Origin of the sequence: Lysobacter niastensis (assembly GCF_015453285.1) — a bacterium.
GTDB classification, from domain to species: Bacteria; Pseudomonadota; Gammaproteobacteria; order Xanthomonadales; family Xanthomonadaceae; genus Lysobacter_J; species Lysobacter_J niastensis.
Genome location: NZ_JADLZT010000002.1, coordinates 152,049 through 173,329 on the forward strand (window position 1 = coordinate 152,049; position 21,281 = coordinate 173,329).

24 protein-coding genes and 1 pseudogene are annotated in these 21,281 nt (G+C 67.6%); 5 read left to right on the top strand and 20 right to left on the bottom strand.

Annotated elements, in window-relative coordinates; genetic code table 11:
• Positions 1–65 precede the first annotated feature (65 nt).
• Positions 66–1,697, bottom strand: a complete 1,632-nt coding sequence (aceB, locus tag IU514_RS03405) for a malate synthase A (RefSeq protein WP_194929673.1) — start codon at positions 1,695–1,697, stop codon at positions 66–68.
• Positions 1,698–1,820: 123 nt separating this feature from the next.
• Between aceB and IU514_RS03410 the strand changes: the two genes are divergently transcribed.
• Positions 1,821–2,789, top strand: a complete 969-nt coding sequence (locus tag IU514_RS03410; RefSeq protein WP_194929674.1) for a LysR family transcriptional regulator — start codon at positions 1,821–1,823, stop codon at positions 2,787–2,789.
• Positions 2,790–2,891: 102 nt separating this feature from the next.
• Here IU514_RS03410 and IU514_RS03415 read toward each other — a convergent pair whose 3' ends face one another.
• From IU514_RS03415 to arfB, 5 genes are all read right to left on the bottom strand, one after another.
• Complete coding sequence (locus tag IU514_RS03415) at positions 2,892–4,337, bottom strand: PgaA family protein (RefSeq protein ID WP_228760466.1); 1,446 nt, start codon at positions 4,335–4,337, stop codon at positions 2,892–2,894.
• Positions 4,337–5,728, bottom strand: a complete 1,392-nt coding sequence (locus IU514_RS03420) for a glycosyltransferase family 2 protein (protein WP_194929675.1) — start codon at positions 5,726–5,728, stop codon at positions 4,337–4,339. Before IU514_RS03420 ends, IU514_RS03415 begins: the two co-directional genes overlap by 1 nt.
• On the bottom strand, positions 5,682–6,710 hold the full coding sequence (locus IU514_RS03425) for an NAD-dependent epimerase/dehydratase family protein (RefSeq protein ID WP_194929676.1): 1,029 nt from the start codon (positions 6,708–6,710) through the stop codon (positions 5,682–5,684). Before IU514_RS03425 ends, IU514_RS03420 begins: the two co-directional genes overlap by 47 nt.
• A gap of 137 nt (positions 6,711–6,847) precedes the next feature.
• Positions 6,848–7,456 (bottom strand): lysophospholipid acyltransferase family protein, encoded by a 609-nt coding sequence (locus tag IU514_RS03430; RefSeq protein ID WP_194929677.1) that lies wholly within the window; start codon positions 7,454–7,456, stop codon positions 6,848–6,850.
• Between the two features lie 40 nt (positions 7,457–7,496).
• Positions 7,497–7,916, bottom strand: coding sequence for an alternative ribosome rescue aminoacyl-tRNA hydrolase ArfB (arfB, locus tag IU514_RS03435; RefSeq protein ID WP_194929678.1), 420 nt, complete (start codon positions 7,914–7,916; stop codon positions 7,497–7,499).
• Here arfB and IU514_RS03440 point away from each other — a divergent pair.
• A complete protein-coding gene (locus IU514_RS03440; RefSeq protein WP_194929679.1) occupies positions 7,915–8,517 on the top strand; it encodes a DUF2059 domain-containing protein in 603 nt (200 codons plus the stop codon). The two genes, arfB and IU514_RS03440, sit on opposite strands and share 2 nt — an antisense overlap.
• Before the next feature lie 8 nt (positions 8,518–8,525).
• On the opposite strand, the gene IU514_RS03445 is transcribed toward IU514_RS03440, so the two are convergent.
• The 7 genes from IU514_RS03445 to oleC form a co-directional block, all read right to left on the bottom strand.
• Positions 8,526–9,203 (bottom strand): pseudouridine synthase, encoded by a 678-nt coding sequence (locus tag IU514_RS03445; RefSeq protein WP_228760488.1) that lies wholly within the window; start codon positions 9,201–9,203, stop codon positions 8,526–8,528.
• 92 nt (positions 9,204–9,295) lie between these two features.
• Complete coding sequence (locus IU514_RS03450; protein WP_194929680.1) at positions 9,296–9,643, bottom strand: endonuclease domain-containing protein; 348 nt, start codon at positions 9,641–9,643, stop codon at positions 9,296–9,298.
• Positions 9,644–9,725: 82 nt separating this feature from the next.
• Positions 9,726–11,402, bottom strand: coding sequence for a ubiquinone biosynthesis regulatory protein kinase UbiB (gene ubiB / locus IU514_RS03455; RefSeq protein WP_194929681.1), 1,677 nt, complete (start codon positions 11,400–11,402; stop codon positions 9,726–9,728).
• Positions 11,399–12,049, bottom strand: coding sequence for a ubiquinone biosynthesis accessory factor UbiJ (locus IU514_RS03460; protein WP_194929682.1), 651 nt, complete (start codon positions 12,047–12,049; stop codon positions 11,399–11,401). Before IU514_RS03460 ends, ubiB begins: the two co-directional genes overlap by 4 nt.
• Positions 12,050–12,127: 78 nt before the next feature.
• The gene (locus IU514_RS03465; protein WP_194929683.1) at positions 12,128–12,286 is read right to left on the bottom strand and encodes a DUF1328 domain-containing protein; all 159 of its coding nucleotides are present in this window, start codon (positions 12,284–12,286) and stop codon (positions 12,128–12,130) included.
• 59 nt (positions 12,287–12,345) lie between these two features.
• A complete protein-coding gene (gene oleD / locus IU514_RS03470; RefSeq protein WP_194929684.1) occupies positions 12,346–13,356 on the bottom strand; it encodes a 2-alkyl-3-oxoalkanoate reductase in 1,011 nt (336 codons plus the stop codon).
• Between the two features lie 103 nt (positions 13,357–13,459).
• Positions 13,460–15,112: an olefin beta-lactone synthetase gene (oleC, locus tag IU514_RS03475; RefSeq protein WP_194929685.1), complete on the bottom strand. Its 1,653-nt coding sequence runs from the start codon at positions 15,110–15,112 to the stop codon at positions 13,460–13,462.
• Between the two features lie 104 nt (positions 15,113–15,216).
• Here oleC and IU514_RS03480 point away from each other — a divergent pair, with 104 nt between their 5' ends.
• The gene (locus tag IU514_RS03480; RefSeq protein WP_194929686.1) at positions 15,217–15,579 is read left to right on the top strand and encodes a YkgJ family cysteine cluster protein; all 363 of its coding nucleotides are present in this window, start codon (positions 15,217–15,219) and stop codon (positions 15,577–15,579) included.
• A gap of 50 nt (positions 15,580–15,629) precedes the next feature.
• Here the strand turns inward: IU514_RS03480 and IU514_RS03485 are convergent, their stop codons facing one another.
• The 5 genes from IU514_RS03485 to IU514_RS03505 form a co-directional block, all read right to left on the bottom strand.
• Positions 15,630–15,800: a hypothetical protein gene (locus tag IU514_RS03485; RefSeq protein ID WP_194929687.1), complete on the bottom strand. Its 171-nt coding sequence runs from the start codon at positions 15,798–15,800 to the stop codon at positions 15,630–15,632.
• Between the two features lie 24 nt (positions 15,801–15,824).
• Complete coding sequence (locus IU514_RS03490; RefSeq protein ID WP_194929688.1) at positions 15,825–16,196, bottom strand: hypothetical protein; 372 nt, start codon at positions 16,194–16,196, stop codon at positions 15,825–15,827.
• A 230-nt stretch (positions 16,197–16,426) separates the two neighbouring features.
• A complete protein-coding gene (locus IU514_RS03495; protein WP_194929689.1) occupies positions 16,427–16,846 on the bottom strand; it encodes an EF-hand domain-containing protein in 420 nt (139 codons plus the stop codon).
• A gap of 204 nt (positions 16,847–17,050) precedes the next feature.
• Positions 17,051–17,539 carry a GNAT family N-acetyltransferase gene (locus tag IU514_RS03500; protein WP_194929690.1) on the bottom strand — a complete coding sequence of 163 codons (489 nt, stop codon included), beginning with the start codon at positions 17,537–17,539 and terminating at the stop codon, positions 17,051–17,053.
• 63 nt (positions 17,540–17,602) lie between these two features.
• Positions 17,603–18,517 (bottom strand): alpha/beta fold hydrolase, encoded by a 915-nt coding sequence (locus IU514_RS03505; RefSeq protein WP_194929691.1) that lies wholly within the window; start codon positions 18,515–18,517, stop codon positions 17,603–17,605.
• A gap of 283 nt (positions 18,518–18,800) precedes the next feature.
• Between IU514_RS03505 and IU514_RS03510 the strand changes: the two genes are divergently transcribed.
• Positions 18,801–19,136 (top strand): helix-turn-helix domain-containing protein, encoded by a 336-nt coding sequence (locus IU514_RS03510; protein WP_194929692.1) that lies wholly within the window; start codon positions 18,801–18,803, stop codon positions 19,134–19,136.
• A gap of 65 nt (positions 19,137–19,201) precedes the next feature.
• Positions 19,202–19,519: an antibiotic biosynthesis monooxygenase gene (locus IU514_RS03515; RefSeq protein ID WP_194929693.1), complete on the top strand. Its 318-nt coding sequence runs from the start codon at positions 19,202–19,204 to the stop codon at positions 19,517–19,519.
• Between the two features lie 78 nt (positions 19,520–19,597).
• Here IU514_RS03515 and IU514_RS03520 read toward each other — a convergent pair whose 3' ends face one another.
• Positions 19,598–20,620, bottom strand: coding sequence for a 3-oxoacyl-ACP synthase III (locus IU514_RS03520; protein ID WP_194929694.1), 1,023 nt, complete (start codon positions 20,618–20,620; stop codon positions 19,598–19,600).
• A 250-nt stretch (positions 20,621–20,870) separates the two neighbouring features.
• A pseudogene (locus IU514_RS03525) lies at positions 20,871–21,185 on the bottom strand (DUF4156 domain-containing protein); the annotation flags it as partial.
• Between the last annotated feature and the right edge of the window lie 96 nt (positions 21,186–21,281).

Sequence of the window (21,281 nt, forward strand, 5' to 3'; positions counted from 1 at the left end):
CTTTCTCGATATCGGTTTTGGAAAACGGCGGATGGCGCAACGGCGAAGCGAAAAGTCGGCGCGGCTCAGTCGAGGCGCGCGTAAGCCGGCAAAGTGAGGAACTCCTCGAGCGTGTCGGCATGGGTGAGGCGGTCGAGTACGCCGATCGCCTCGTTGATGCGGCTGGCGCCGGGCAGGCGCGAGCGGTCGCCAAGGTGGCCGGGCAGATTGATGAAGGCGCGTTCGAGCAGGGCGAAATCGACCGGCGTGCCGTCGTCGAGATGCAGGCTGTCACTGTGGAGCCATTGCCACAGCTGCGTGCGCGCGATCTCGGCGGTCGCGGCGTCCTCCATCAGCCAGTGGATCGGCACGCAGCCGTTGCCGTCGAGCCACGCGGCGAGGTAACGCACGCAGACCTCGACGTTGCCCTCGAATCCGGCGCGGGTGATCGTGCCGAGCGAAGGCTTGATCAGGTCGTCGCGCGTAACCCACACGTCCTCGCGCAGTACGTGGCGCTGGTTCGGTGCGGGCATGCGGTCGTCGAAGATCTGCTGCGCCAGCGGGATCAGCGCCGGATGCGCGACCCAGGTGCCGTCGTGGCCGGCAGTGACTTCGCGGAGCTTGTCGGCGCGCACCTTGGCCAGCGCGGCCTCGTTGGCTTCCTCGTCGCCGCTGATCGGGATCTGCGCGGCCATGCCACCCATCGCATGCGCGCCACGCTTGTGGCAGGTCTGGATCAGCAGTTCGGAATACGCGCGCAGGAACGGCTGCGTCATCGTCACCTGGCTGCGCTCCGGCAGCACTTTGTCGCGGTGGCGGCGGAAGGTCTTGATGTACGAGAACACGTAATCCCAACGGCCGCAGTTGAGGCCGGCGATGCGGTGGCGCAGCGCGTGCAGGATCTCGTCCATCTCGAACACCGCCGGCAGCGTCTCGATCAGCACGGTGACCTTGAGCTGCCCCGCCGCCAGGCCCAGCTCGCGCTCGATGTGGTCGAGCACGTCGTTCCACAGTTGCGCCTCTTCCATCGACTGCAGCTTGGGCAGGTAGAAATAAGGTCCGCGATCCTTCGCGGCGAGCACGTCCGAATTGTGGAAAGCGAACAGGCCGAGATCGAACAGGCTGGCCGACATCGGCACGCCGTCGACCTGCAGGTGTTTTTCGTCCAGGTGCCAGCCGCGCGGGCGCACCATCAGCACCGCCTGCTGCGCAAACGGCTTCAGCTGGTAATGCTTGCCGGGCGCGCCGGCCACGACGGGGGCCATCCACTGCAGCGTGCCGCGCACCGCTTCGATCAGGGAGCGCTGGCCGGCGATCAGGTTGTCCCAGGTCGGCGCGGTGCTGTCCTCGAAGTCCGCCATGTAGACCTTCGCGCCGGAGTTCAGCGCGTTGATGACCATCTTCGGATCGGTCGGGCCGGTGATCTCGACGCGGCGGTCCAGCAGGGCCTGCGGGAGCGGCGCCACCTTCCAGGCACCGGCGCGGATGGCGGCGGTGTCCTCGCGGAAGTCGGGCAGGCCGCCGGCGTCGAAGAACACCTGGCGCTCGCGGCGGGCGGCCAACCGGGCCTGGCGGAGCGGTTCGAACCGGCGGTGGAGCCCCGCCAGGAATCCGATCGCCTGGGGGGTGAGGACCTGATCCTGGCCCTCGGCTTGGGCGACGACCTCGACTCCGGTCGTTCCGGCCGCCTCGGGCCGCTGCGTCATCACTGCCGACATTCCTGCTTGCTCCTGGTTGTGGCCACCACCGGGCCGTGCTGGAACCATGCGGTGGCGTGTCGTATTTGACAAACAAGATTTCTCAATGCATATCATTTGCCTGCCTAATACTTGGTCCAACGAATGAGCACCAAGACACCGGCCAGCCCCCGCTTCGCCTACAAGGGCGACCGTCTGAAGCCGCTCCGGGCCTTCTGCCAGACGGCCCGGCTGGGCTCGATCTCGCGCGCGGCCGAGGCGCTGTACCTCAGCCAGCCGGCGGTGACCCTGCAATTGCAGGCACTTGAACGTGAATTGGGCGCCCGCCTGCTGGAGCGCAGCGGCCGGCGGATCACGCTGACCCGCGAGGGCCAGGAGCTGTACGAGCTGGCGCGTCCGCTGGTCGAGGGCCTGGACGGGCTGGATGGCGCGTTCCGCGAGCGGGTGCGCGGGCTGGATGCGGGCGAGCTGAATGTCGCCGCCGGCAGCTCGACGATCCTGTACCTGCTGCCGAAGATCGTCGAAGCCTTCCGCGCCGCCCATCCGGAAGTGCGCCTGACCCTGCACAACGTCACCGGCGCCGGCGGCCTGGACCTGCTGCGCTCGGATGCGGTCGACCTGGCCGTGGGCTCGATGCTCGATGTCCCCGCCGACCTGAGCTACGAGCCGGTCTACCGCTTCGAGCCGATGCTGATCGCCCCGCGCGACCATCCGCTGGCACGCAAGCCGGAACTGGAGCTGCAGGACCTGTCGCCCTACGGCCTGATCCTGCCGCCGCAGCGCCTGACCACCTACCGGCTGGTCGACCTGGTGTTCCAGCAGAACCGCGTGCCCTACACCGTCGCGCTGGAGGTGGGCGGCTGGGAGGTCATCAAGCAGTACGTGGCGATGGGCCTGGGAATCAGCATCGTGACCTCGATCTGCCTGACCGAGGCCGACCGCGAGCGGCTGGCGACGCGGTCGCTGGCGCGCTATTTCCCGTCCCGCAGTTACGGCGTGGTGGTGCGCAAGGGCAAATATTTATCGCCGCACGCCCGGGCATTTACGGAACTGATACGACCGGCGCTGTTCGAGCGCGAGGACTACTACGCCAACGGCCAGTCGGAGCGCTGAGACCCGCGCGCGGCAAATCCCGTTTCCGCTCGCCCCCCTTCAGGGTGGGGAAACGAGCGGAAACGGGCCCCAAGACTCTGCCGTCTTGCTGATCAATGCGGGTCAGTCGGCCGCGGCCGGGCATTCCTCGCGGCGGTGGTCGCAGAAGCGGTAGCGCAGTTCGAGGCCGACGCTGGTGCCGTCGTACTGGCCGAACTCGTTGATCCGCTCGCTGTAGCCGGCGCGCAGGGCCAGCTGCCAGCGCGAATAGATGCCGGTGGTGAGCTCGGCGCCGACATCCAGCGCGCGCTTCCAGTTGTCGAAGGTCTCGTCGCGCTGCACGCCCAGCGCCGCCTGCAGGTACAGGCCGGTGTCCTGGCCGAACGGGAAGTACGACGTGGCGAGCGGCGCGACGCGCCAGTAGCGCTCCGGGCTGTAGTAGCCATTGCCGGGCTGATCGCTGTAGCCGGACCACTCGACCTGGCCGCCCAGGTCCAGTGCGATGCGCTCGTTGCGCACCGTCGCATGGCGGTAATCGAGCAGCGCACCGCCCCGCTCGTTGCCGTCGCTGTAGTCGTCGTACGCCAGCGTGGCACTGATGCGGTCGCGCAGCGTCGGCGACCAGAGCAGGTCGGTCGCGAAGGTATTCCGCATCACGCCCAACGACAGCGACAGCGGCGAGAAACCAACGCGGTCGCGCTCGGCGCGCAGTCCGTAATGGAAGCTGTCGGTCGCGCGTTGCTGCAGATCGACGCGGCCTATCGTCTCGTTGTCGCCGGGGTCCATGTTGGACGCGCCGACCCAGCCGCCAAGGGAGGTATCCGGCGAGATGGCAAGGCGCACGCCGATGCCGCCGCGGTCCTCATCGACGTGGTCGCCACCGGTCACCGGTGCGAACGGGCCGCTGGCAGGTGCACTGGTCTCACGGCGCTGCGCGAATGCCGTCAACCGCCAGCGCTGCGACAGGCGCAGGCTGCCGTCGAGACCGTAGGTGTCGATCTCGATGTCGTCGGAGTCTTCCGAATGCGTCCACGGCAGGCCGACCCAGGAGAACATCGGCAACCGCACCGCCTTGGCGAGATCGCGTGTGTCGCGTGCATCGGGCTTGATCGCGGTGACGGTCGCCAGCGGCGCAAGCGCCTCGTGCGGCCACTCGCCCACGCGCGCGGCCAGTGCCTGCGTCCACGCGGTGTCGTAGTCGTCGGGATGCGCGGCGAACAACGGCGCATTCAATGCCAGTGCGGTATCGCGGCGGCCCAGCCAGGCATGGATGCGGGCACGCAGCGCGCGCATCTCGTCGTCGTCGCCACCGAGTGCGTCCAGCGCTTCGATGGCACCGGCGTAGTCGCTGCGCCAGGCCAGGAAGCGGGCGCGGTCGATCCGCGCGGCGCGGTCGTCTGGATGCTCGGCGATGTGCTTCTCGATCAGACGGAGACCGTCGCCGATGCGGCCCTGCCATGCGGCGCGGCGCCCCTGGTCGGCCAGCGACAGGATCTCGTCCTGCGCCTGCACCGGCAGCGTGGCCGCCAGCGCCAGCGCCAGCAGCGCGATGCGGAACGAGGGCCGCATCACTTGCGCCACCTGCGGTTGCCGGTGACCCACAGGTCGACGGCGAAGCGGCCGATCGTGGTGATTTCAGTCAGCATCAGGAAGTAGCGCAATGGCGTCACCACGATGGCCTTGCCGAGCATCTGCAGGCGCTTGCCCTTCGCCACCGCCACGAGCACTGACAGCGTCACCAGCATCTCGGCCACCAGCGTGACTGCCAGCGGCTCCCACATGCGCAGCGCGACCATGACGATCAACGCAGTCGGGAACGCGATCTTCTCGAAGGCAGACAGGAACATCGCCCAGCCGATCGGACGACCGTACTGCTGGGTGAAGCGCTCGCCGAACGGTTGCCGGTACTGTTCCTTGACCTGGCGCAGGTCCTCGACGCGGCGCGCTTCGCCGCTGGCGCGGTCGCGACGCCGCTTGTTCCAGCGCTTGATCGTGCGGAACGGCGTCCGCAGCAGTCCGTCGAAGTAGTAGCAGCTCTGCAAGAACGACGACGACCACAGGTACACCTGGCGCGGCAGGCGGTGCACTTCCGGCTCTTCGGAGCGGGCCTGCACGTTCTGCAGCTGGATGTTGCGGTAGCCCTCGTTGTTGAGGGCGAAGCCGATGAAGATGTCCTCGGAATTGGTCAGGTCGTCGCCGAAGACAGGCTCGTAACGGTCGAACAGGTTCTTGATGTAGATGCGGCGGTAGGCCACCGCGCAACCGACCGGATTGGTGATGCTGCCGAAGAACACCATCTGGCCGCGGTACACGAATCGCTGCAGGAACGTGTACAGGCATTCGCGGTAGACGTTGGTAAACCACCACCAGACCCGGCTCATCGCACCGCGTTGCGCGTGCGCATCGACGTATCCGGATGCTCCCGGCCAACGCTGGAACTCCGGCGACTTCTCCAGCGCGATACGGTCCTTGATCCGCATCGGCTCGATCACGCCGCAGGCACTGGCGATGCCCGCGCCCTTGTAGAGCTCCTGGACGCAACGCTCGATGTAATCCGGCGATTCGAGGAACGTATCGCCGTCGAGGATGAACTCGACGTCGGAGTCGAACTCGCGCGCCTGGCGCTTGATCGTCGGCGTCTTGCCGATCGAGGTAGCGCGCTCGATCACGCGCAGGTTCATCCCCACCGACTCGGCGAAGTCGCGCGCCAACTCGACGGTGCGGTCCTTGCCGCCGTCGTCGACCAGGATCACCTGCCGTGGCTGCTTCGTCTGCTGCTGGATCGAAGCCAGGCAGTGGACGATGTTGTCTTCTTCCTTGTAGGCGGGAATCACCACGTCGACCACCGCGGCCTGCCAGTCGTCGGCAGGCGTGGGTACGGTCTTGTCGGGCCCGCGCAGCAGCCCTACGGCACTAAGCAGCGCGTTCGGACTGAGTACGAACCAGGGTGCGGTGGCCATCGTTTCCTTCCTGCATGCGCGTGCGTTCGATGGCGATCAGGTCATCGATCGTGCGTTCCAATGAGTAGCGGTGCTGGAAATGCGTCAGCGTGCGCAGTCGCGCCAGGCTCGGACGACGCCGGCGGATGTCTTCGAAGTCCTCGCCGTAGGCCTCGCGCAGCGCCACGTGCTCGATCGTCGAGCGGCTGCCCGCGCGTTCGATCACCAGCTGGGCGAGCTCCAGGATGCTGATCTCGCGGTCGTTGCCGACGTTGCAGACCACGGTGTCGCGGCCGGTGCTGGTCGCCACGGCGTCGAGCGCGACCACGGTGTCGCGCACGTCGCAGAACGAACGCGTCTGCAGCCCGCCACCGAAGACGGTGATCGGCTCGTTGCGCACGGCCTGTGCGACGAAGCGCGGCACCACCATGCCGTAGCGGCCGATCTGGCGCGGACCCACGGTATTGAAGAAGCGCGCGACTACCGCCGGGATGCCGAAGCGCTGCGCGTATGACAGGCCCAGCGCCTCATCGGCGATCTTGCTGACCGAGTAGCCCCAGCGCGTGCCGGCACGCGAGCTGACCACCAGGTCCTGCTCCTCGTGAAGGATGTCCTCGTCGTTGTGGCCGTAGACCTCCGAGCTGGAAGCCAGCACGACCTGCGGCTGCCAGCCGCCTTCGCGCGCGGCGCGCAACAGCCGCTCGCAAGCGGCAATGTTGACGGCGAGCACCTTGGTCGGCTCGGCGATGACGCGGTACACGCCCACGACGGCAGCGAGGTTGTAGATGCGGTCGGCCCACGCCACGGCGCGGTCCAGGTACTGCCACGTGAGGATGTCGGCCTCATCGAAGCGCAGGTTGCCGTTGCCCTCGTGATGGGCCAGGTTGCTGCGCGAGCCGGTCGAAAGATCGTCGACCACGTGGACCTTGTCGCCCCGCGCAAGATGCAGGTCGACAAGGTGCGAGCCGATGAAACCGGCGCCTCCGGTAATCAATACGTGCATGTGGCCCTACCCCTGATTTAGGGCTGATGGAAGAAACCGGGTTCCCCAAACACACAAAATGTGACCCGGTGCCCAGATTACACGCAAAGGACGTGCCAGCGGGGTGGGTGCGGGAGACGGGCGGCGCCTTCGGGGGCTCAGACGGTTCCGTGGTGCTTGCCCTGCCAGGGGCGGTACCAGGCGCGGATACGGGCGATGTCCGCGGCCATGTCGTCACTCAGATGGAAGGGCTCACCGATACCGATGACCTTCTCCGGATAGTGGAAATAGGCGGGCAGCACCGGCACGTCGGCGGTTCGGGCGATCCGCCAGAAGCCCGGTTTCCAGCGTTCCACGGGTTTGCGCGTGCCCTCGGGGGCCAGGCCGAACCACAGCCTGTCCGCCTGCGTGATCATCATCGCGGCCTGCTCCACTACGCCCTGCGCGGCACTGCGATCGACGGGAATGACACCAAGGTGACGCAGAGCGGCACCCAGCAGCGGCACCCGGAACAGCGAATCCTTGCCGAGGATCTTGATGTCCAGCCCCAGCGCCATCTTGGCGGCGAAGCCCCACACCCCGTCCCAGTTGGACGAGTGCGGGGCCCCGATCAGGACCAGCTTGGGGATGTCGGGAAACCGCCCGACCATGCGCCATCCGCCCAGCCGCAGGATCGTGCGGCCGACCCAGGTCAGCACTGCGTTCGGCTTCACGCGCGGCGCATTGGGCGGCAGCGGCGGCACGATGTCGTCGGCGGTTTCGCTCATGGATGTCCTGTTGCGTCCTGCAGCACGCGGCCCATGCCGATCAATCCCAGTCCCGGCCCGTGCGTCCGCGCTTGATCGTACCTCGTTCGCGCTTGGCGCCCAGACGGCGCTCCTTCGACGCACGGCTGGGCCGGGTCGCGACGCGGGGCTTGGGCACCTCAAGTCCGGCCGCGATGAAGGCGGCCAGCCGTTCGCGCGCGTCCTCGCGGTTGCGTTCCTGCGTGCGGAAGCGTTGCGCGCTGATGACCAGCACCCCTTCGCCGGTGAGGCGGCGATCGCGACGCAGGAGCAGGCGGGCGCGCAGCGGCTCGGGCAGCGATGGCGAGCCCGCGATGTCGAAGCGCAACTCGACCGCCGTGGCGACCTTGTTGACGTTCTGCCCGCCCGGGCCGGCCGAACGCACGAAGCGCTCGACCAGTTCGGAATCGGGAATCGCGAGGCGTGGAGAGATCTGCAGCATGCGAAACACTTTAACCAAGGCCATGTCCAAAGGCATTGACCGTGCCTGCCACGCCGACGACGATGCAGGCACTTTCCTGGAGGCACACCGGATGAAGCGTTTCGTACTCGCCGCCCTGCTCGCCATGTCGGCGCCGTTCGCCCATGCCGCGCCGCCCAGCGATGCGCAGGTCGACCAGCTGCTGGAGGTGATGCGGGCGCGCCAGACCATCGAGGTGATGCTGCCGCAGATCGGCGACATGCAGCAGCGGATGGTCGAACAGATGACCGCGGGCCACCCGCTCACCGAGCAGCAACGCCGGGACCTGCAGCGCATCATCGACAGGACGTCGATCGGCATCCGCGACTCGCTGTCGTGGGACAAGCTGCAGCCGGTCTACCGCGACATCTACCGGCAGACCTTCAGCGCGCAGGACATGGACGCGATGATCGACTTCTACGGCAGCAGCGCCGGCCAGTCCCTGCTCGACAAGATGCCGCAACTGATGCAGAACACGATGGGCGCGATGCAGAAGGTGATCGTACCGATGGTCGACCAGATGCAGCGCGACATCGCAGCCGAGATGCAGGCGCCACCGGACGCGGGCGCCGCGGCGGAGTAAACATCGCTTCAGTGCGCAGGCGTGCCCGGGAACAGCGCCAGCGCCCGCGCGAACTCCGCATCGGGCGGCGCGATCGCTTCGACGCGCTCGCCACTCACCGGATGGACAAACGCCAGCCGTCGCGCATGCAGCAACATGCGATGGATGCCGAGCATGCGGAAATGCCGGTTGTGCCGGCCGTCGCCATGGCTGGTGTCGCCGATCAGATGATGGAAGACATGCTTGAGATGACGGCGGATCTGGCGGAAGCGCCCGGTTTCCGGCTGCGCGCACAGCAGCGCGTAGCGTGACGTCGGGAACGCGGCCGAAGGCAGGTCCAGCTCGACCGTGTCCAGGCGCGTGAAGCGGGTGATCGCCGGCTTCTTCACCGGCTTGCCCGGGCCGCCGTCGAGCGGATGATCAACGACGAAGCTTTCCTCCGGCCAGCCGCGACACACCGCCCAGTAATCCTTCTCAAAAGCCGCTTTCCCGACCTCGCGCGACATCAGCACCTTGCCCAGCGCGGAGGCGGTATCGCGATCGAACGCCAGCAGCAGGCAGCCGCTGGTGGCACGGTCGAGCCGGTGCACGAGGAAGATCGGCCTGCCGAACTGCTCGCGCAGGCGGTCGGCCGCAAAGTCGGTTTCGCCGCGCGCCAGCGCACTGTCATGCACCATCAGGCCGGCCGGCTTGTTGACCACGGCCAGGACGTCGTCGAGGTAAAGGACCTCAAGTGCGGCCGGCGCTTCTGGCTCCCTCCCCTGCGAATGGAGGGGAGGGTTGGGGAGGGGTGAAGCGTTCACCGACAATCTTCCACGGTCAGGTTGCGCATGATCTCCTCCAACACAGCTTCTGTTCGCAACAGCACATCATCGTTCCAGAATCGCAGGACGCGATATCCATTTGTCGCCAGCTTGCGCGTTCGCTGGGCATCGTATTGCACAGCGTCCAGGTGCTGGCCGCCATCCAGCTCTATCGCCAGGCGCGCTTCGACGCAGGCGAAGTCCGCGATGTAGCCGGCGATCGGAAACTGGCGGCGGAATTTGTGCCCGCCAAGTTGCCTGCCTTTCAGGTGACGCCAGAGCGTCCGCTCGGCGTCCGTTGCCTGGCGGCGCAGTTGACGCGACTTCTTCCAGATCGCTTCCATGCCAGTTCCCTGTCGGGGCTATCCAGTGCCCACTTCACCCCCTCCCAACCTCCCCCTGCATTCGCAGGGGGAGGAGCTTGGGTCAGCGTCGGCGCGGCCACGCCGCCAGCAGCGCCCAGATGCCGCCCAGGCCTGCGATCCACGCGGATGCCGGCACCGAGAGCAGACGCGGGCCTCCGGCCTGCAAGCCGTACAGCACGGACGCGACCACCAGCAGGCCGACGCCGAAGATCGCCGCCACCGTACGGCGCTGCGCCGAGCGGATCGTGCGGTTGAGTTCGATCAGGTCGTGCGAATGCAGTCGCAATTCGTGCCGGCCTTCGACCTGCTGCGTCAGCCAGGCATGCATAAGGCGCGGCATTTCAGGCGCGTGCGTCACCAGTTCCGGCAGGCGCTTGCGGAACTCCGCAGCCAGGCGTTGCGGGCTGTAGCGCTCGACCAGGATTTTCGACAACACCGGCCGCGCCACCGCCCAGATGTCGAGCTTCGGGTCCAGCAGACGGCCGACGCCTTCGATGTTGAGCAACGTCTTCTGCAGCAGGATCAGCTGCGGCTGCAACGTCAACTCGTAGCGCTGCGCGGTGCGGAACAGCTTCAGCAGCACCTCGGCCAGCGAGATCTCGCTGAGCGGCCGGGTGAAGTACGGCTCGCACACCGCGCGCGTCGCGGCTTCGAGTTCGTCGATGCGGATGTGCGACGGCATCCAGCCGGCGCGCACGTGCAGCTCGGCGATGCGGCGGTAGTCGCGGTTGAAGATCGCCATGAAGTTCTCGGCGAGGTAGTACTGATCCTCGTCCGAGAGCTGCCCCATGATGCCGAAGTCCAGCGCGATGAAGCGCGGATTGCCGCGACGCGCCGGGTCGCTGTCGACCCAGATGTTGCCCGCGTGTGCATCGGCGTGGAAGAAGTTGTCGCGGAACACCTGCGTGTAGAACACGCGCACGCCCTTCGCCGCCAGCGCGTGGCGGTCGATGCCCGCGGCGTCGAGCGCGGCGATGTCGTCGGAGGGAATGCCGCGCACGCGCTCGAGCGTCAGCGCGCGCTCGGCGGTGTGCGACCAGATCACCTCAGGCACGTAGAGGTCGTCGCTGTCCTGCCAGAACCTGCGCAGCACGCTGGCATTAGCGCCTTCACGCTGCAGGTCCAGCTCGGCGGCCAGCGTGTTCTCGATCTCGTCGACGATTTCGCGCGGTCGGATCTTGTCCGCGCTGGGGTGGGTGCGCTCGACGATCCCGGCCACGGCCTTCAGCAGCGCGATGTCGCCGGCAATCTGCTTCTCGATGTCCGGGCGCAGGACCTTGACCACGACCTCGCGGGACGTGCCGCTCTGGTCCGGCGGCAACGTGGCCGCATGCACCTGGGCGATCGAGGCCGACGCCAGCGGCGTGGTGTCGAAATGAGCGAAGGCTTCGGTGATCGGGCGCACCAGCGCGCGCTCGACGATGGCGCGCGCGGTCTCGCCGTCGAACGGGGCGACGCGGTCCTGCAGCAGCGCGAGTTCCGTGGCGACGTCCGGCGGCACCAGGTCGCGGCGCGTGGAGAGGATCTGCCCGAACTTGACGAAGATCGGACCCAGCTCCTGCAGCGCAAGCCGCAGGCGCGCGCCGCGCGACATCGCGGCAATCTCGGCCGAGGCACGCGGCACGAACGGCCGCGCGAGCGCGAGCCAGGCCTCAACCGGGGTGTCGTCGAGCAGGTCGTCGAGTCGGTACCGGAGCAGCACGCGGCCGATGCGCCACGCGCGGAACACCGGCTTCATGCCGCGCCCCCGGCGCGGACGCGCAGGCGTCCGACGCGCACGGTCAGCCGTTCGGCGTCGTCGCGCAGCGTGTCGACGTCGTCGTGGAAGGCGTTGAGCTCCTCGCGGCCGACCACGTCGCGCGATTCCTCGGTGACGTATTCGGCGGCATTGCTCGCGAACGTCCCGGCCGCATCGCGCGCATGGCGCAGCGCGCCTGCGAAGGCCCCCGCCACCTGCACACCGACGACCTCGCCGAACACCTGCACGAACGGGCGCTGCCAGTCCGGGTCGAAGCGCTCGGCCAGCCGCTGCAGGCGGCGGGCGAGGTCTGCGTCGCCCTCGATGCGCAGCTTGCCCACCGGCGGCGCATCGTCGTTGCGCAGGAAAGGAAGCTGCGACAGGAGCCCGCCCAGGGTGCTCCGGACCGACAGGTCGGGGTCGCTGGCCGGCTCGACGGGACCGACTTCGAGCCGCTCGCCGGTCACCCGGATCTGCAGCGCCAGCGGCGGCGCGGCCAGGTGCAGGGCCAGGCGTCGGCCATCGAGCGTGCGCAGGCCGTCGCGGGTTTCCGGGTCGAGGGCCAGCGCCCGGTTGAGCGCGGCTTCGAGCGCGCGCCCGGCGAGTGGCTTCAACGCGGACAGTGGCGATGGGGCGGTCGAGGTCATGCGTTCATTGTAGCCTCGCGCCCCCGCCCGCCACCGGAAGGACGCCGGCCCGCGTCAGCGGGCCGGGGATGGTCCAGGTCAGACGCGGCGGCCGCGCAGCATGGAGACGACGGCCAGGATCAGGAAGACGACGAACAGGATCCAGGCGATGTTGCTCGCCGCACCTGCGATGCCACTGAAGCCGAGCACGGCGGCGATGATCGCGACGACAAAAAAGATAACGGCATAGTGAAGCATCGGAAACCTCCTGACGGCGCCTCGTTGGACGCGTTCCGATCTTCACTCTTCCGCGGTGCTCAGGAAGTGATTTCGGCCGCGTGCATGCAGGCAGCCTTCAGCCGAGTGAGTCCTTCGTGAATGTTCACGCGCGGCACGTAACCGAAATCGCGACGCGCCGGCGCCATGTCGTACCAGTGCGTGGTGCTGAGCTGCTCGGCGAGGAAGCGCGTCATCGGCGGCTCCCCTTTCAATGGCAGCAGATGCCACATCCCTTCGCACACGACGCCGGCCGCGTACGCCACGCCGAACGGGATCGTCTTGGTCACGGTGGGTGCGCCTGCGGCCTGCAATAGCGAATTGACGATCTCGCGAACCGTCATGGGCTCGCCATTGCTGATGAAGTACGCGCGCCCTGCGCACGCCGAACCGGGAGCGAGATGCGCGAGCGCATCGAAATGCGCCTGCGCTGCGTTGTCCACATACGTGGTATCGATGCGGTTCTCGCCGCCGCCGACGAAGCGCAGGCGCCCCGCCCTGGAACGCTCGACCAGGCGCGGCAGCAACTGGTTGTCGCCGACGCCCCAGATCAGGCGCGGGCGCAGCGCCACGGTTGCCAGCGTGCCATCGTTGGCCGCCAGCACCGCCAGCTCGGCGAGTTTCTTGGTGGCCGCGTACGGCGCCTTGAGGTGCTCGCCATAGGGCACGGTCTCGGCGGTGCCGCCTTCCACCGGATGCGTGGCGCGGTGGGTGACGCTCGGCGTGGAGGTGTAAACCATCCGGCGGATGCCGTTCTCGCGGCAGGCGGCGATGACGTTGTCGGTGCCGACCACGTTGGCGAGGCGGTAGCTCTCGTAGCTGCCCCACGCACCGGCCTTGGCGGCGTTGTGGATGACCGCATCGCAACCCCGTGCAGCGGCGACGACGGCGTCTCGCTGCGCCAGGTCGCCCTGCACCTGCGCGACGCCGATCGCGTCGAGGGCGTCATAACGGCCACGGTTGAAGCTGACCACTTCGAACCCGCGCTCGCGCAATCCGCGACACAGCGCTTGTCCAAGGAAGCCGCCACCGCCGGTTACCAGAATCTTCATGTGTCGTTTTCGCTCGGATCGTTGTGTTGCTGACGCTGACGCTGCTTCTGCTTGCTGTGTTGCTGCTGGCTGTTTGCCGAGCCCGGAAGAGTTACCAGGCCGTCTAGCCAACCCGCCCAGCTGCCCACACCGCCAGCTTCTCCCGTCCGATCTTGGCGTTGTGGCGGATGTCGACCGGGAACTTCGGGTGCCGCAGGAAGCGGGCGATGCGCGCCGTGTGTGCATGCCCGTGGCCGATTGAACGCAATTCGCGCTCGATGCGCGGCCATTCCCGGGCGCTCACGCCGGGTGCCAGCTCCACGCACAGCGCCGGTTGCCGGGCGCCGGTTGCGCCGACGCCAACCAGGGCCGTTCGCCGCACCTCGGGGTGGGTGTTGAACACTGGCTCGACCTGCTCGGTGTACAGCGGACCGTCTGCCGCTTCGACGCGGTGTGACTTGCGCCCGCAGAACCACAGCCGGCCCTGCGCGTCAAAGTAGCCGACATCACCCATCCGGTGGACGATGCGCTCGCTGCCGTCTTGCAGGTGTTCGCGGATCTTCGCAAGACGCGTCTGCGCTTCGCGGTTGAAGTACAGATCGGTGACGGTCGGGCCAGCCACGGTGATCTCACCGACCACGCCATCTGCCACCTGCAATTCCTGGGACCAGTCGGCGACCGCTTCATCGCTGATGCGGATGATGCGGACCTCGTTCGGCGCTACCGGCCGGCCGACGCAGGTGCCGGCACCGGTTTCGGTCGCCGTGCGCGTGGCCTGCAGCTCGCGGCCCTCGATCACCGCCACCGGCAGGCATTCGGTGGCACCATAGGGCGTCCAGAACTGCGCGTCGTCGGGCAGCAGCTCGCGCATCTTCGCGACGACCTCGGCCGGCACCGGCGCGCCGGCGGAGGTGACCCGCTTCACCGTCGGCAGTGGTGCTCCGTGATTCGCCAGCACCGCCATCAGCGCCGGTGAGCCGAACAACTGATCGACGCCGAAACGCGCGATCGCATCGTGCAGTCGGCGTGGGTCGGCCAGCGCCGGCTTGGTCGGGTCCATGTCCGGGATCACCGAGGTCAGTCCCAGCGCCGGATCGAACAGCGCGAACGGCGGGAATGTCGGCAGGTCGACGCCGCCGGCCTGGATGCCGAACGCCTCGCGCAGCATCGCCACCTGCGCGACGAAGTGGCGATGCCGGTACACCACGCCTTTGGGCACACCCGTCGAACCGCTGGTGAAGAGGATCGCCGCGACGTCGTCCGGCCGGGTATCGGCCAGCTGCGAGCCGGCGCCGGCGCCGTCGCGCTCGACCTGCTCCAGCGTCGTCTCGGCCAGCCAGGCGCGCGCACCGGTGGTGATGCGGATCCGCGCCGACTTCGCCCAGCCCAGCAGCACGCGCGCGACCTGCGCCAACGGGATGCCGATGAAGGCCTCGGGCTGCGCTTCGTCCAGGCACTGCCGCAAGGCGCGCTTGTCGATGCCGGGATCGACCAGCACCGGCACCGCGCCCGCCTTGAACAGCGCGAACATCAACAGGAAGAACGAAGGCCCCGGCCGCACCATGACCACGGTGCGCGTGCCGCGCACGATGCCGCGGCGCGCCAGGCCGGCGGCGATCGCATCGCTGCGCTCGTCGAGCTCACGGTAGGTCAGGGTGACGTCGAAACGGGCCAGGCCATCCGGGCCGCGCCGGCCCGGGCAGCGCATGGCGACCCGGTCGGGTGCCTGCGCGGCCAGCGGCGGCAATGAGGAGGCGATGTTGCAGGGGGCGGTCATCCATTCATTTTCGCCTGTCCGCGGCGCACTTGCGCGTCCGGCGGAATCCCGCAAAATCTCGCCCCCACCCCGCAGCTTCCGGCCGGCTTTCGGCCCGCCCGTTCATGCAACACCCCTGCCTGACCTGCGGCGCCTGCTGCGCCTTCTTCCGAGTGAGCTTCCACTGGTCCGAGACCGACCCCTCGCTGGGCGGCACGGTGCCGGCCGAGCTGACCGAAAAGTTCGACGCGCACCGGGTGGTGATGCGCGGCACGTCGTCCAAGACGCCGCGCTGCGTGGCCCTGGATGCCGAGATCGGTGTGCGTGCCGGCTGCTCGATCCATCCGATCAAGCCCAGCGTATGCCGCGAAGTGCCGGCGTCATGGGAGTTCGGCGCGGCCAGCCCGCAATGCGACAAGGCGCGCATCGCGCATGGCATGCCGGCGCTCACGCCGGAAGATTGGCACGACGTCGAGCCGGCGGCATAGGCGCCCGCGGCGAGCCGCCCATTTCCAACTTCGGTAGTTGAGCGGAAGCGTCAGTCGATGATGTCGACCATGGCGCCGACGCTGCCACCGATGATGGCGCCCGTCGACGTATCTCCCGCTATCGCGCCGATGCCGGCGCCGACCACCGTGCCGGTCACCGTGGCGCAAGCCGCCACGAGCAGCAACGTGGCCGTTGCGATGAACCTGATCGTGCGTTTCATGAGATGTCTCCGTGCGGGATCGGCTTACTGACCTGCGGGTGCGGCCGGCTTGACCAGGTCGATCCAGATGACGCCCATCACCGGCACGTCGCGACGTTGCGGATTGGCTTCGTACCAGCGGGTGATGCGCTGCGAGACCTGGTCGAGGGTCATGCCTTCGACGGCCTTCGCCGCCATCGTGCCCACCGCCGGTTGCGCGGTTCCTTTCTTGCTGGCGTAGGCCTTTTCCATCGCGATCATGTTGCCGGCACCGACCAGGAAGGCCTTGCGGATCTCCGGCGACGACTTGAGCCACATGTCGCCGTTGACGACCACCTTCTGTGCAGGCGCGGTTGCAGCGAACAGCAATCCGGTGACCAGGAGCAATGCCGCGATGACGCGGGACGTCGTGTGCATGGAAATCTCCTTCGAAGGAAGATTGTCGACGCCGCTTCCGCGTCGACACGCGGGGCCTCACTCGCGTGGGTGGCATCGGCCGGTACACTGGCTTCGCGATCGTGGCCGGCCGGAGGACCTTGATCCCGGCCGCGTTAATGAGCCGTAGAGGCGGCTGCGCCCGGCATGCAAATGCAGGAAACCCCGGCAAGCCGGGGTTCCTGCGCGAAACCAAACGCTGCGATGGCGCGTTACTTCTCCTGCACCGCCATGGCCTCGTGGGCGGCCTTCATCTCGGCCTGGCTGAGGCTGCCGTCATGGTTGGTATCCATTTCGGTGAACTTGCGCTGCGCACCGGCCGAATGTTCGGCGGCCGACAGCATGCCGTCGCCGTTGGTGTCCATTCCCTTGATCTTGTCGGCCGACGACATCGAGTGCGCCATGGGCTTGCCTTCCTTCATCCTGGCCTGATGGCGCGCGTCCATCTCCGCTGCGGTGACGTTGCCGTCGCCGTTGCTGTCCATCGCGGTGAACATCTTCTGCGCACCGGCGCTGTGTTCACTGGCGGAGACCATGCCGTCGCCATTGCTGTCCATCGTCTTGTCGCCTGCGAACGCCAGAGGCGACAGCAGCAGGGTCATGGCCATTGCGAGCTTTGCACTGTTCTTCATCGGAAACCTCCATGGGGGGCCTATCGGGGCAGCGTGAGCCTGCGCGCGACGGCGTAGTTCCGGCGTGGTACCGGCGTCAACGTCGTGTTGACGTTCGGCCATGAACAGGGGCCGGCAACGCACTGATGGAACCGGAGTCCAGGTTTCACCGGGATCGTTGCGCCGGTGCAGATTCGACGGCTGTCTGCCGGCGAAACGAAGGCGTCAGCGGCCGACGCGCCACACCCATGGCACGACTTCCTCGCCGTCGGCATCGACCAGTGCGGTCTCCTGCTCGAACCCGAGCCTGCTGACCACCCGGCTGGAGGCGAGGTTGCGCGGCAGCACATGCGCGACCACCTGCCGCACGATGCCGCTAGCCGATGCGATCCGCAGCAGTTCGGCGACCGCGGCTGTGGCGACCCCGCGACCTCGATGGCTCGGCGCGACGCCGTAACCGATCTCGACCCGGCCCTGCATGGGCGCGGTCTTGAAGGTGCAGCCGCCGAGGATCGCGTCGCGCGAACGCGTCACGATCAGGAACGGCGTGCACCACAAGGGCGGCATGCCCGCCTGCAGATGGCTCAGCGAACGCTTCGCGACGTGATGCGGCGGCAGTGCTCCCGCTGCGACCTGTATGTCACCGAAGTCGACCGGCTCGCGATCCGCGAGGCGGCGCAGGTTGTCGACGTCGATGGGAATCAGATCGATCACGTTGAACAGCTACGCAAAGCGACGGTGGCGTGCGGCCATGGTCCACCATCCGGTGTCCTGCGGTCAGATCGTGTGCCGGTCGAGGAACTCGCGGATCGCAGGCACCAGCACCTCGGCCTTGTCTTCCAGCACGTAGTGGTTGGCATCCTCGAACGCATGCACCTGCGCCTGCGGCAGGGCGTCGGTGAAGCCCTTGAGGAAGTGGTGGTCGAAGACGAAATCGCGCAGGCCCCAGCCGATGAAGGCCGGACGGTCGGCGTACTCGGGCAGCTTGCGGCCCATCGCCTGCACCAGCGACCAGGCGGCATCGCCTTCGCCCAGCGGAATGTCCTGCACGAAGCGCGAGGTGGCGATGCGGTTGTTCCAGTTGTCGTACGGCGCGAGATAGGCGCGGCGCACATCGGCCGGCATCGGCCGCTCCACGCCGACGCGGGCCGCGACACCGGCAAAGCCGTTGAGGCCGCGGATGACGGCGGTACCCAGGCCCGAGTCGCGTCCGAAGCGCAGCGTCTTCGGCAGCGGCTTGGCGGCCGGCAGCGGGAACGCGCCGGTATTGAGCACGACCAGCCGGCGAATCCGCGACGAGTGCTTGATGCCCCAGCCGAAACCGATGCCGCCGCCCCAGTCGTGCACGGCCAGCGTGACCGGGCCATCGATGCCCAGGTGCTGCAGCAGCGTTTCGACGTCGTCGATACGCGACTGCAGCGTGTAGGTGTAGCGCGGGTTCGCGTCCGGCGCGTCATCGGGCTTGTCCGACAGGCCCATGCCGATGTGGTCGGGGACGATGCACCGATAGCGATCGCTCAGCCCCAGCACCAGCTTGCGCCAGTAGTAACTCCACGATGGATTGCCGTGCAGCATCAGCACGATCTCGCCGTCGCGCGGACCTTCGTCGAGGTAGCTCATCGCGATGCCAGGACGGACATCGAAACGACGCGGCTGGAAGGGATAGTCGGGGAAAGCGTGGGGCTGGGTCATGCGACGACTCGGTGGGGCCCGCGGTCGGGCCGGCCGGGCAAAGGACGCCATTATCCGCTGTGGCGACGCCATGGCGTACGTCAACACGCCGACACGATCGGTCTGCCCGTGACGGGAGGCCCCCGTCGCCGCGCAGGCAGGCGCGGCGGGACCGCGCATCGAGAAAGTCACACGCACTGCGAGACGCTCCGGAACTCGCCCACGCTCTACGCATAACGTAGAGTCTGCCGGAACAACCACGCAGTCGCCATCATCCCGGGGAGCCCGCGACCAGTGACTCGCATTGACCACGCTTCCTGCCATTTCGGTATTCGCCAAGCGCCTGAAGCAGGCCCGCGAAGCGCGCGGGCTGTCGCAGCGCGAACTCGGCGACCACATCGGGCTGGGCAAGCAGGTGGGTAGCACCCGCATCAATCGCTACGAGCAGCAGAAGTCGCGCTGCGACATGGACACGGCGGCGCAGATCGCGAAGGAGCTGGGCGTGCCGCTGGCATTCCTGTTCGCCGAGTCCGACACGCTCGCCGAGATGATCCTGGCGTTCTCCAAGCTCACCAAGGGTGACCAGGGCAAACTGCTGGCCGAGCTCAAGAAGAAGATCGCCGCGAAAGCGGAGAAGTGAGCCACGCCCGTGACGGCCGCGCGCCGGCAAGCGTCACCAGGCAATCGATCGAAGGAGCCGCAGCGATGATCTGTCGCATCTGGCATGGCCGCACCTCACGCCGACAGGCCGACGCATACGCGCGCTTCCTCGAACAGCGCGCGATCCCCGACTACCGCTCGGTCGCCGGCAACCTCGACGTCGCGATCCTGCGCCGCGACGAGGGCGACGTGACGCACTTCCTGACCGTCACGCGATGGATTTCGGAAGACGCGATCCGAGCGTTCGCCGGCGACGACCTGCTCAAGGCGAAGTACTACCCGGAAGACGCGGAGTTCCTGCTGGAGTTCGAGCCGCAGGTCCTGCATTTCGAAATCCTTGCCGAGGCGCACGCGAGCGGCTGAGGGACTGTCACTGTTTTTTGCAGCGCAAAAGAAAAAGCCCGGCAATGCCGGGCTTCTCATTCGATCGATTGCGCGGCCTTACCAGACCACTTCCGCCATCGAGCAGTTCAGGCCGGAGCCGATGCCGAGCAGGGCGATGCGGGTGCCCTTCTTCAGGCGGCCGCCTTCGCGCAGCTTGGACAGCACGATCGGCACCGAGGCCGGACCGATGTTGCCGTGCTCGCCGAAGATGGTCAGCACCTTCTTCGGGTCGATGCGGAACGCCTTGAGGAAGGCCTGCGTGTGCGCCTTGCTGACCTGGTGGATAACGAACTCGTCGAGTTCCTCGACCGCCCAGCCGAGTGCGGCACGTGCGGCGGCGAAGGTCTTCTGGCCGAGCTTGAGGCCTTCGATCAGCAGCATGCGGCCGTCGGCGATCATGCGGTCGTGGTGCAGGTCGCCTCGGCACAGCTGGTTCCACTCGGTGGCCGAGCGGGTGACGCTGCCACGGTAGCGCGGGGCACCTGGGGCGAGTTCGCTGCGCGCCAGCACCATCGCGGCGGCACCGCTGCCCAGCGTCAGCGTCGCCATCTCGTCGCGGAACTGTTCTTCGGTGACGTCGTCACGGCTGAGGCGCTCGAGGGTCTTCTCGTACGCGAGGTCGGCGGTCTCGCCGTTGACGACCAGCGCATAGTCGATCTCGCCGCGCTCGATCATGCGGCTGGCGATGTCCATGCCGTTGAGGAACGCAAGACAGGCGTTGGCCACGTCGAAGTTCTGGCAGGTATCGGGCAGTCGCAGGTTGCCCGACACGATGGAGGCGGTGGACGGCTCCAGGTAGTCGCGGCTGACCGAGGTGCTGACCAGCAGTCCGACGCGGTCGGCATCGATGCCGGCATCGGCCAGCGCCTTCACGCCGGCCAGTGTGGCGGCGTCGGACGCGCGAACTTCGCCGTCCCACAGGCGGCGCTCGCGAACGCCGGCCACTTCTTCCAGCACGTTGTACTTGATGCCCAGGCGGTCGAGCGTGGGCTTCAAGCGCGAATGAATCTCTTCGGACGTGAGTCGCCGCGGCGCGTCGATATGAGCCAGGCCTGCGATGGCGACGTGTTGGAACAGCATGAGGGCAGTCCGGAGACGAAAGAACACGTGATTTTAACGCGTTATGGCCCCCGGCCGCCATTCGGTGGCGTGTGGTTCGCGGGGCGCGGCCGACCAAAAAAGCACGTGACTGCCTCGTCCACGCGCCTCATTCGCGCGGACGGGCTTTTCAATCAAAGGCTTAGAGGCGGCAGGGACGGCCTGATCAGCGACTGACCGGATAGGTCTGGGCCGCGCCCGACGCGGCGCGCGCGGGACCGGCCGGGCCAATTCGCGCGGAGCAGCGCCAGGCGGAGAAGCGCTGCTCGCCGTCCGCGGGTTCGGCCAGCGGCTGGATCGTGTCTGCCTGCAGGCCCGGGGCTTCGTTACGGGCGAGCGTTTCCAGCTCCTCGCGAACGCGCAGCGGATTGCGATCGTAGAACGCGACGCTGTCCTTCACCGACACCACCACTTCGCCACGCTTCTCGCAGCCGGCCGGCGCGCTGCTGCCGTCGATCACGCGCACCGACGATGCGCCGGGCGCCATGTGCACCCACGTGCAGCCTGTCGACACCGACAGCACGGAAACCACGATCACGGCCCACATCGAATGACGCATCACCCTACCCCGCTGTGCTTCGCGGACACGACGCCCGCACGAAGAAATGTCGGGCGCGATTGTAAAGCCACAGGACGTGGGCCC

What these genes read in the sequence shown, in the direction of transcription:
- IU514_RS03515 (WP_194929693.1), top strand. Translation starts at nt 19,202, where the DNA reads ATGATCTGTCGCATCTGGCATGGCCGCACCTCACGCCGACAGGCCGAC.
- oleD (WP_194929684.1), bottom strand. Translation starts at nt 13,356, where the DNA reads ATGAAGATTCTGGTAACCGGCGGTGGCGGCTTCCTTGGACAAGCGCTG.
- IU514_RS03480 (WP_194929686.1), top strand. Translation starts at nt 15,217, where the DNA reads ATGCAACACCCCTGCCTGACCTGCGGCGCCTGCTGCGCCTTCTTCCGA.
- IU514_RS03415 (WP_228760466.1), bottom strand. Translation starts at nt 4,337, where the DNA reads ATGCGGCCCTCGTTCCGCATCGCGCTGCTGGCGCTGGCGCTGGCGGCC.
- IU514_RS03465 (WP_194929683.1), bottom strand. Translation starts at nt 12,286, where the DNA reads ATGCTTCACTATGCCGTTATCTTTTTTGTCGTCGCGATCATCGCCGCC.
- IU514_RS03430 (WP_194929677.1), bottom strand. Translation starts at nt 7,456, where the DNA reads ATGAGCGAAACCGCCGACGACATCGTGCCGCCGCTGCCGCCCAATGCG.
- IU514_RS03490 (WP_194929688.1), bottom strand. Translation starts at nt 16,196, where the DNA reads ATGCACACGACGTCCCGCGTCATCGCGGCATTGCTCCTGGTCACCGGA.
- IU514_RS03420 (WP_194929675.1), bottom strand. Translation starts at nt 5,728, where the DNA reads ATGGCCACCGCACCCTGGTTCGTACTCAGTCCGAACGCGCTGCTTAGT.
- IU514_RS03425 (WP_194929676.1), bottom strand. Translation starts at nt 6,710, where the DNA reads ATGCACGTATTGATTACCGGAGGCGCCGGTTTCATCGGCTCGCACCTT.
- IU514_RS03520 (WP_194929694.1), bottom strand. Translation starts at nt 20,620, where the DNA reads ATGCTGTTCCAACACGTCGCCATCGCAGGCCTGGCTCATATCGACGCG.
- oleC (WP_194929685.1), bottom strand. Translation starts at nt 15,112, where the DNA reads ATGACCGCCCCCTGCAACATCGCCTCCTCATTGCCGCCGCTGGCCGCG.
- IU514_RS03505 (WP_194929691.1), bottom strand. Translation starts at nt 18,517, where the DNA reads ATGACCCAGCCCCACGCTTTCCCCGACTATCCCTTCCAGCCGCGTCGT.
- aceB (WP_194929673.1), bottom strand. Translation starts at nt 1,697, where the DNA reads ATGTCGGCAGTGATGACGCAGCGGCCCGAGGCGGCCGGAACGACCGGA.
- arfB (WP_194929678.1), bottom strand. Translation starts at nt 7,916, where the DNA reads ATGCTGCAGATCTCTCCACGCCTCGCGATTCCCGATTCCGAACTGGTC.
- IU514_RS03450 (WP_194929680.1), bottom strand. Translation starts at nt 9,643, where the DNA reads ATGGAAGCGATCTGGAAGAAGTCGCGTCAACTGCGCCGCCAGGCAACG.
- IU514_RS03495 (WP_194929689.1), bottom strand. Translation starts at nt 16,846, where the DNA reads ATGAAGAACAGTGCAAAGCTCGCAATGGCCATGACCCTGCTGCTGTCG.
- IU514_RS03485 (WP_194929687.1), bottom strand. Translation starts at nt 15,800, where the DNA reads ATGAAACGCACGATCAGGTTCATCGCAACGGCCACGTTGCTGCTCGTG.
- IU514_RS03440 (WP_194929679.1), top strand. Translation starts at nt 7,915, where the DNA reads ATGCGAAACACTTTAACCAAGGCCATGTCCAAAGGCATTGACCGTGCC.
- IU514_RS03460 (WP_194929682.1), bottom strand. Translation starts at nt 12,049, where the DNA reads ATGACCTCGACCGCCCCATCGCCACTGTCCGCGTTGAAGCCACTCGCC.
- IU514_RS03410 (WP_194929674.1), top strand. Translation starts at nt 1,821, where the DNA reads ATGAGCACCAAGACACCGGCCAGCCCCCGCTTCGCCTACAAGGGCGAC.
- ubiB (WP_194929681.1), bottom strand. Translation starts at nt 11,402, where the DNA reads ATGAAGCCGGTGTTCCGCGCGTGGCGCATCGGCCGCGTGCTGCTCCGG.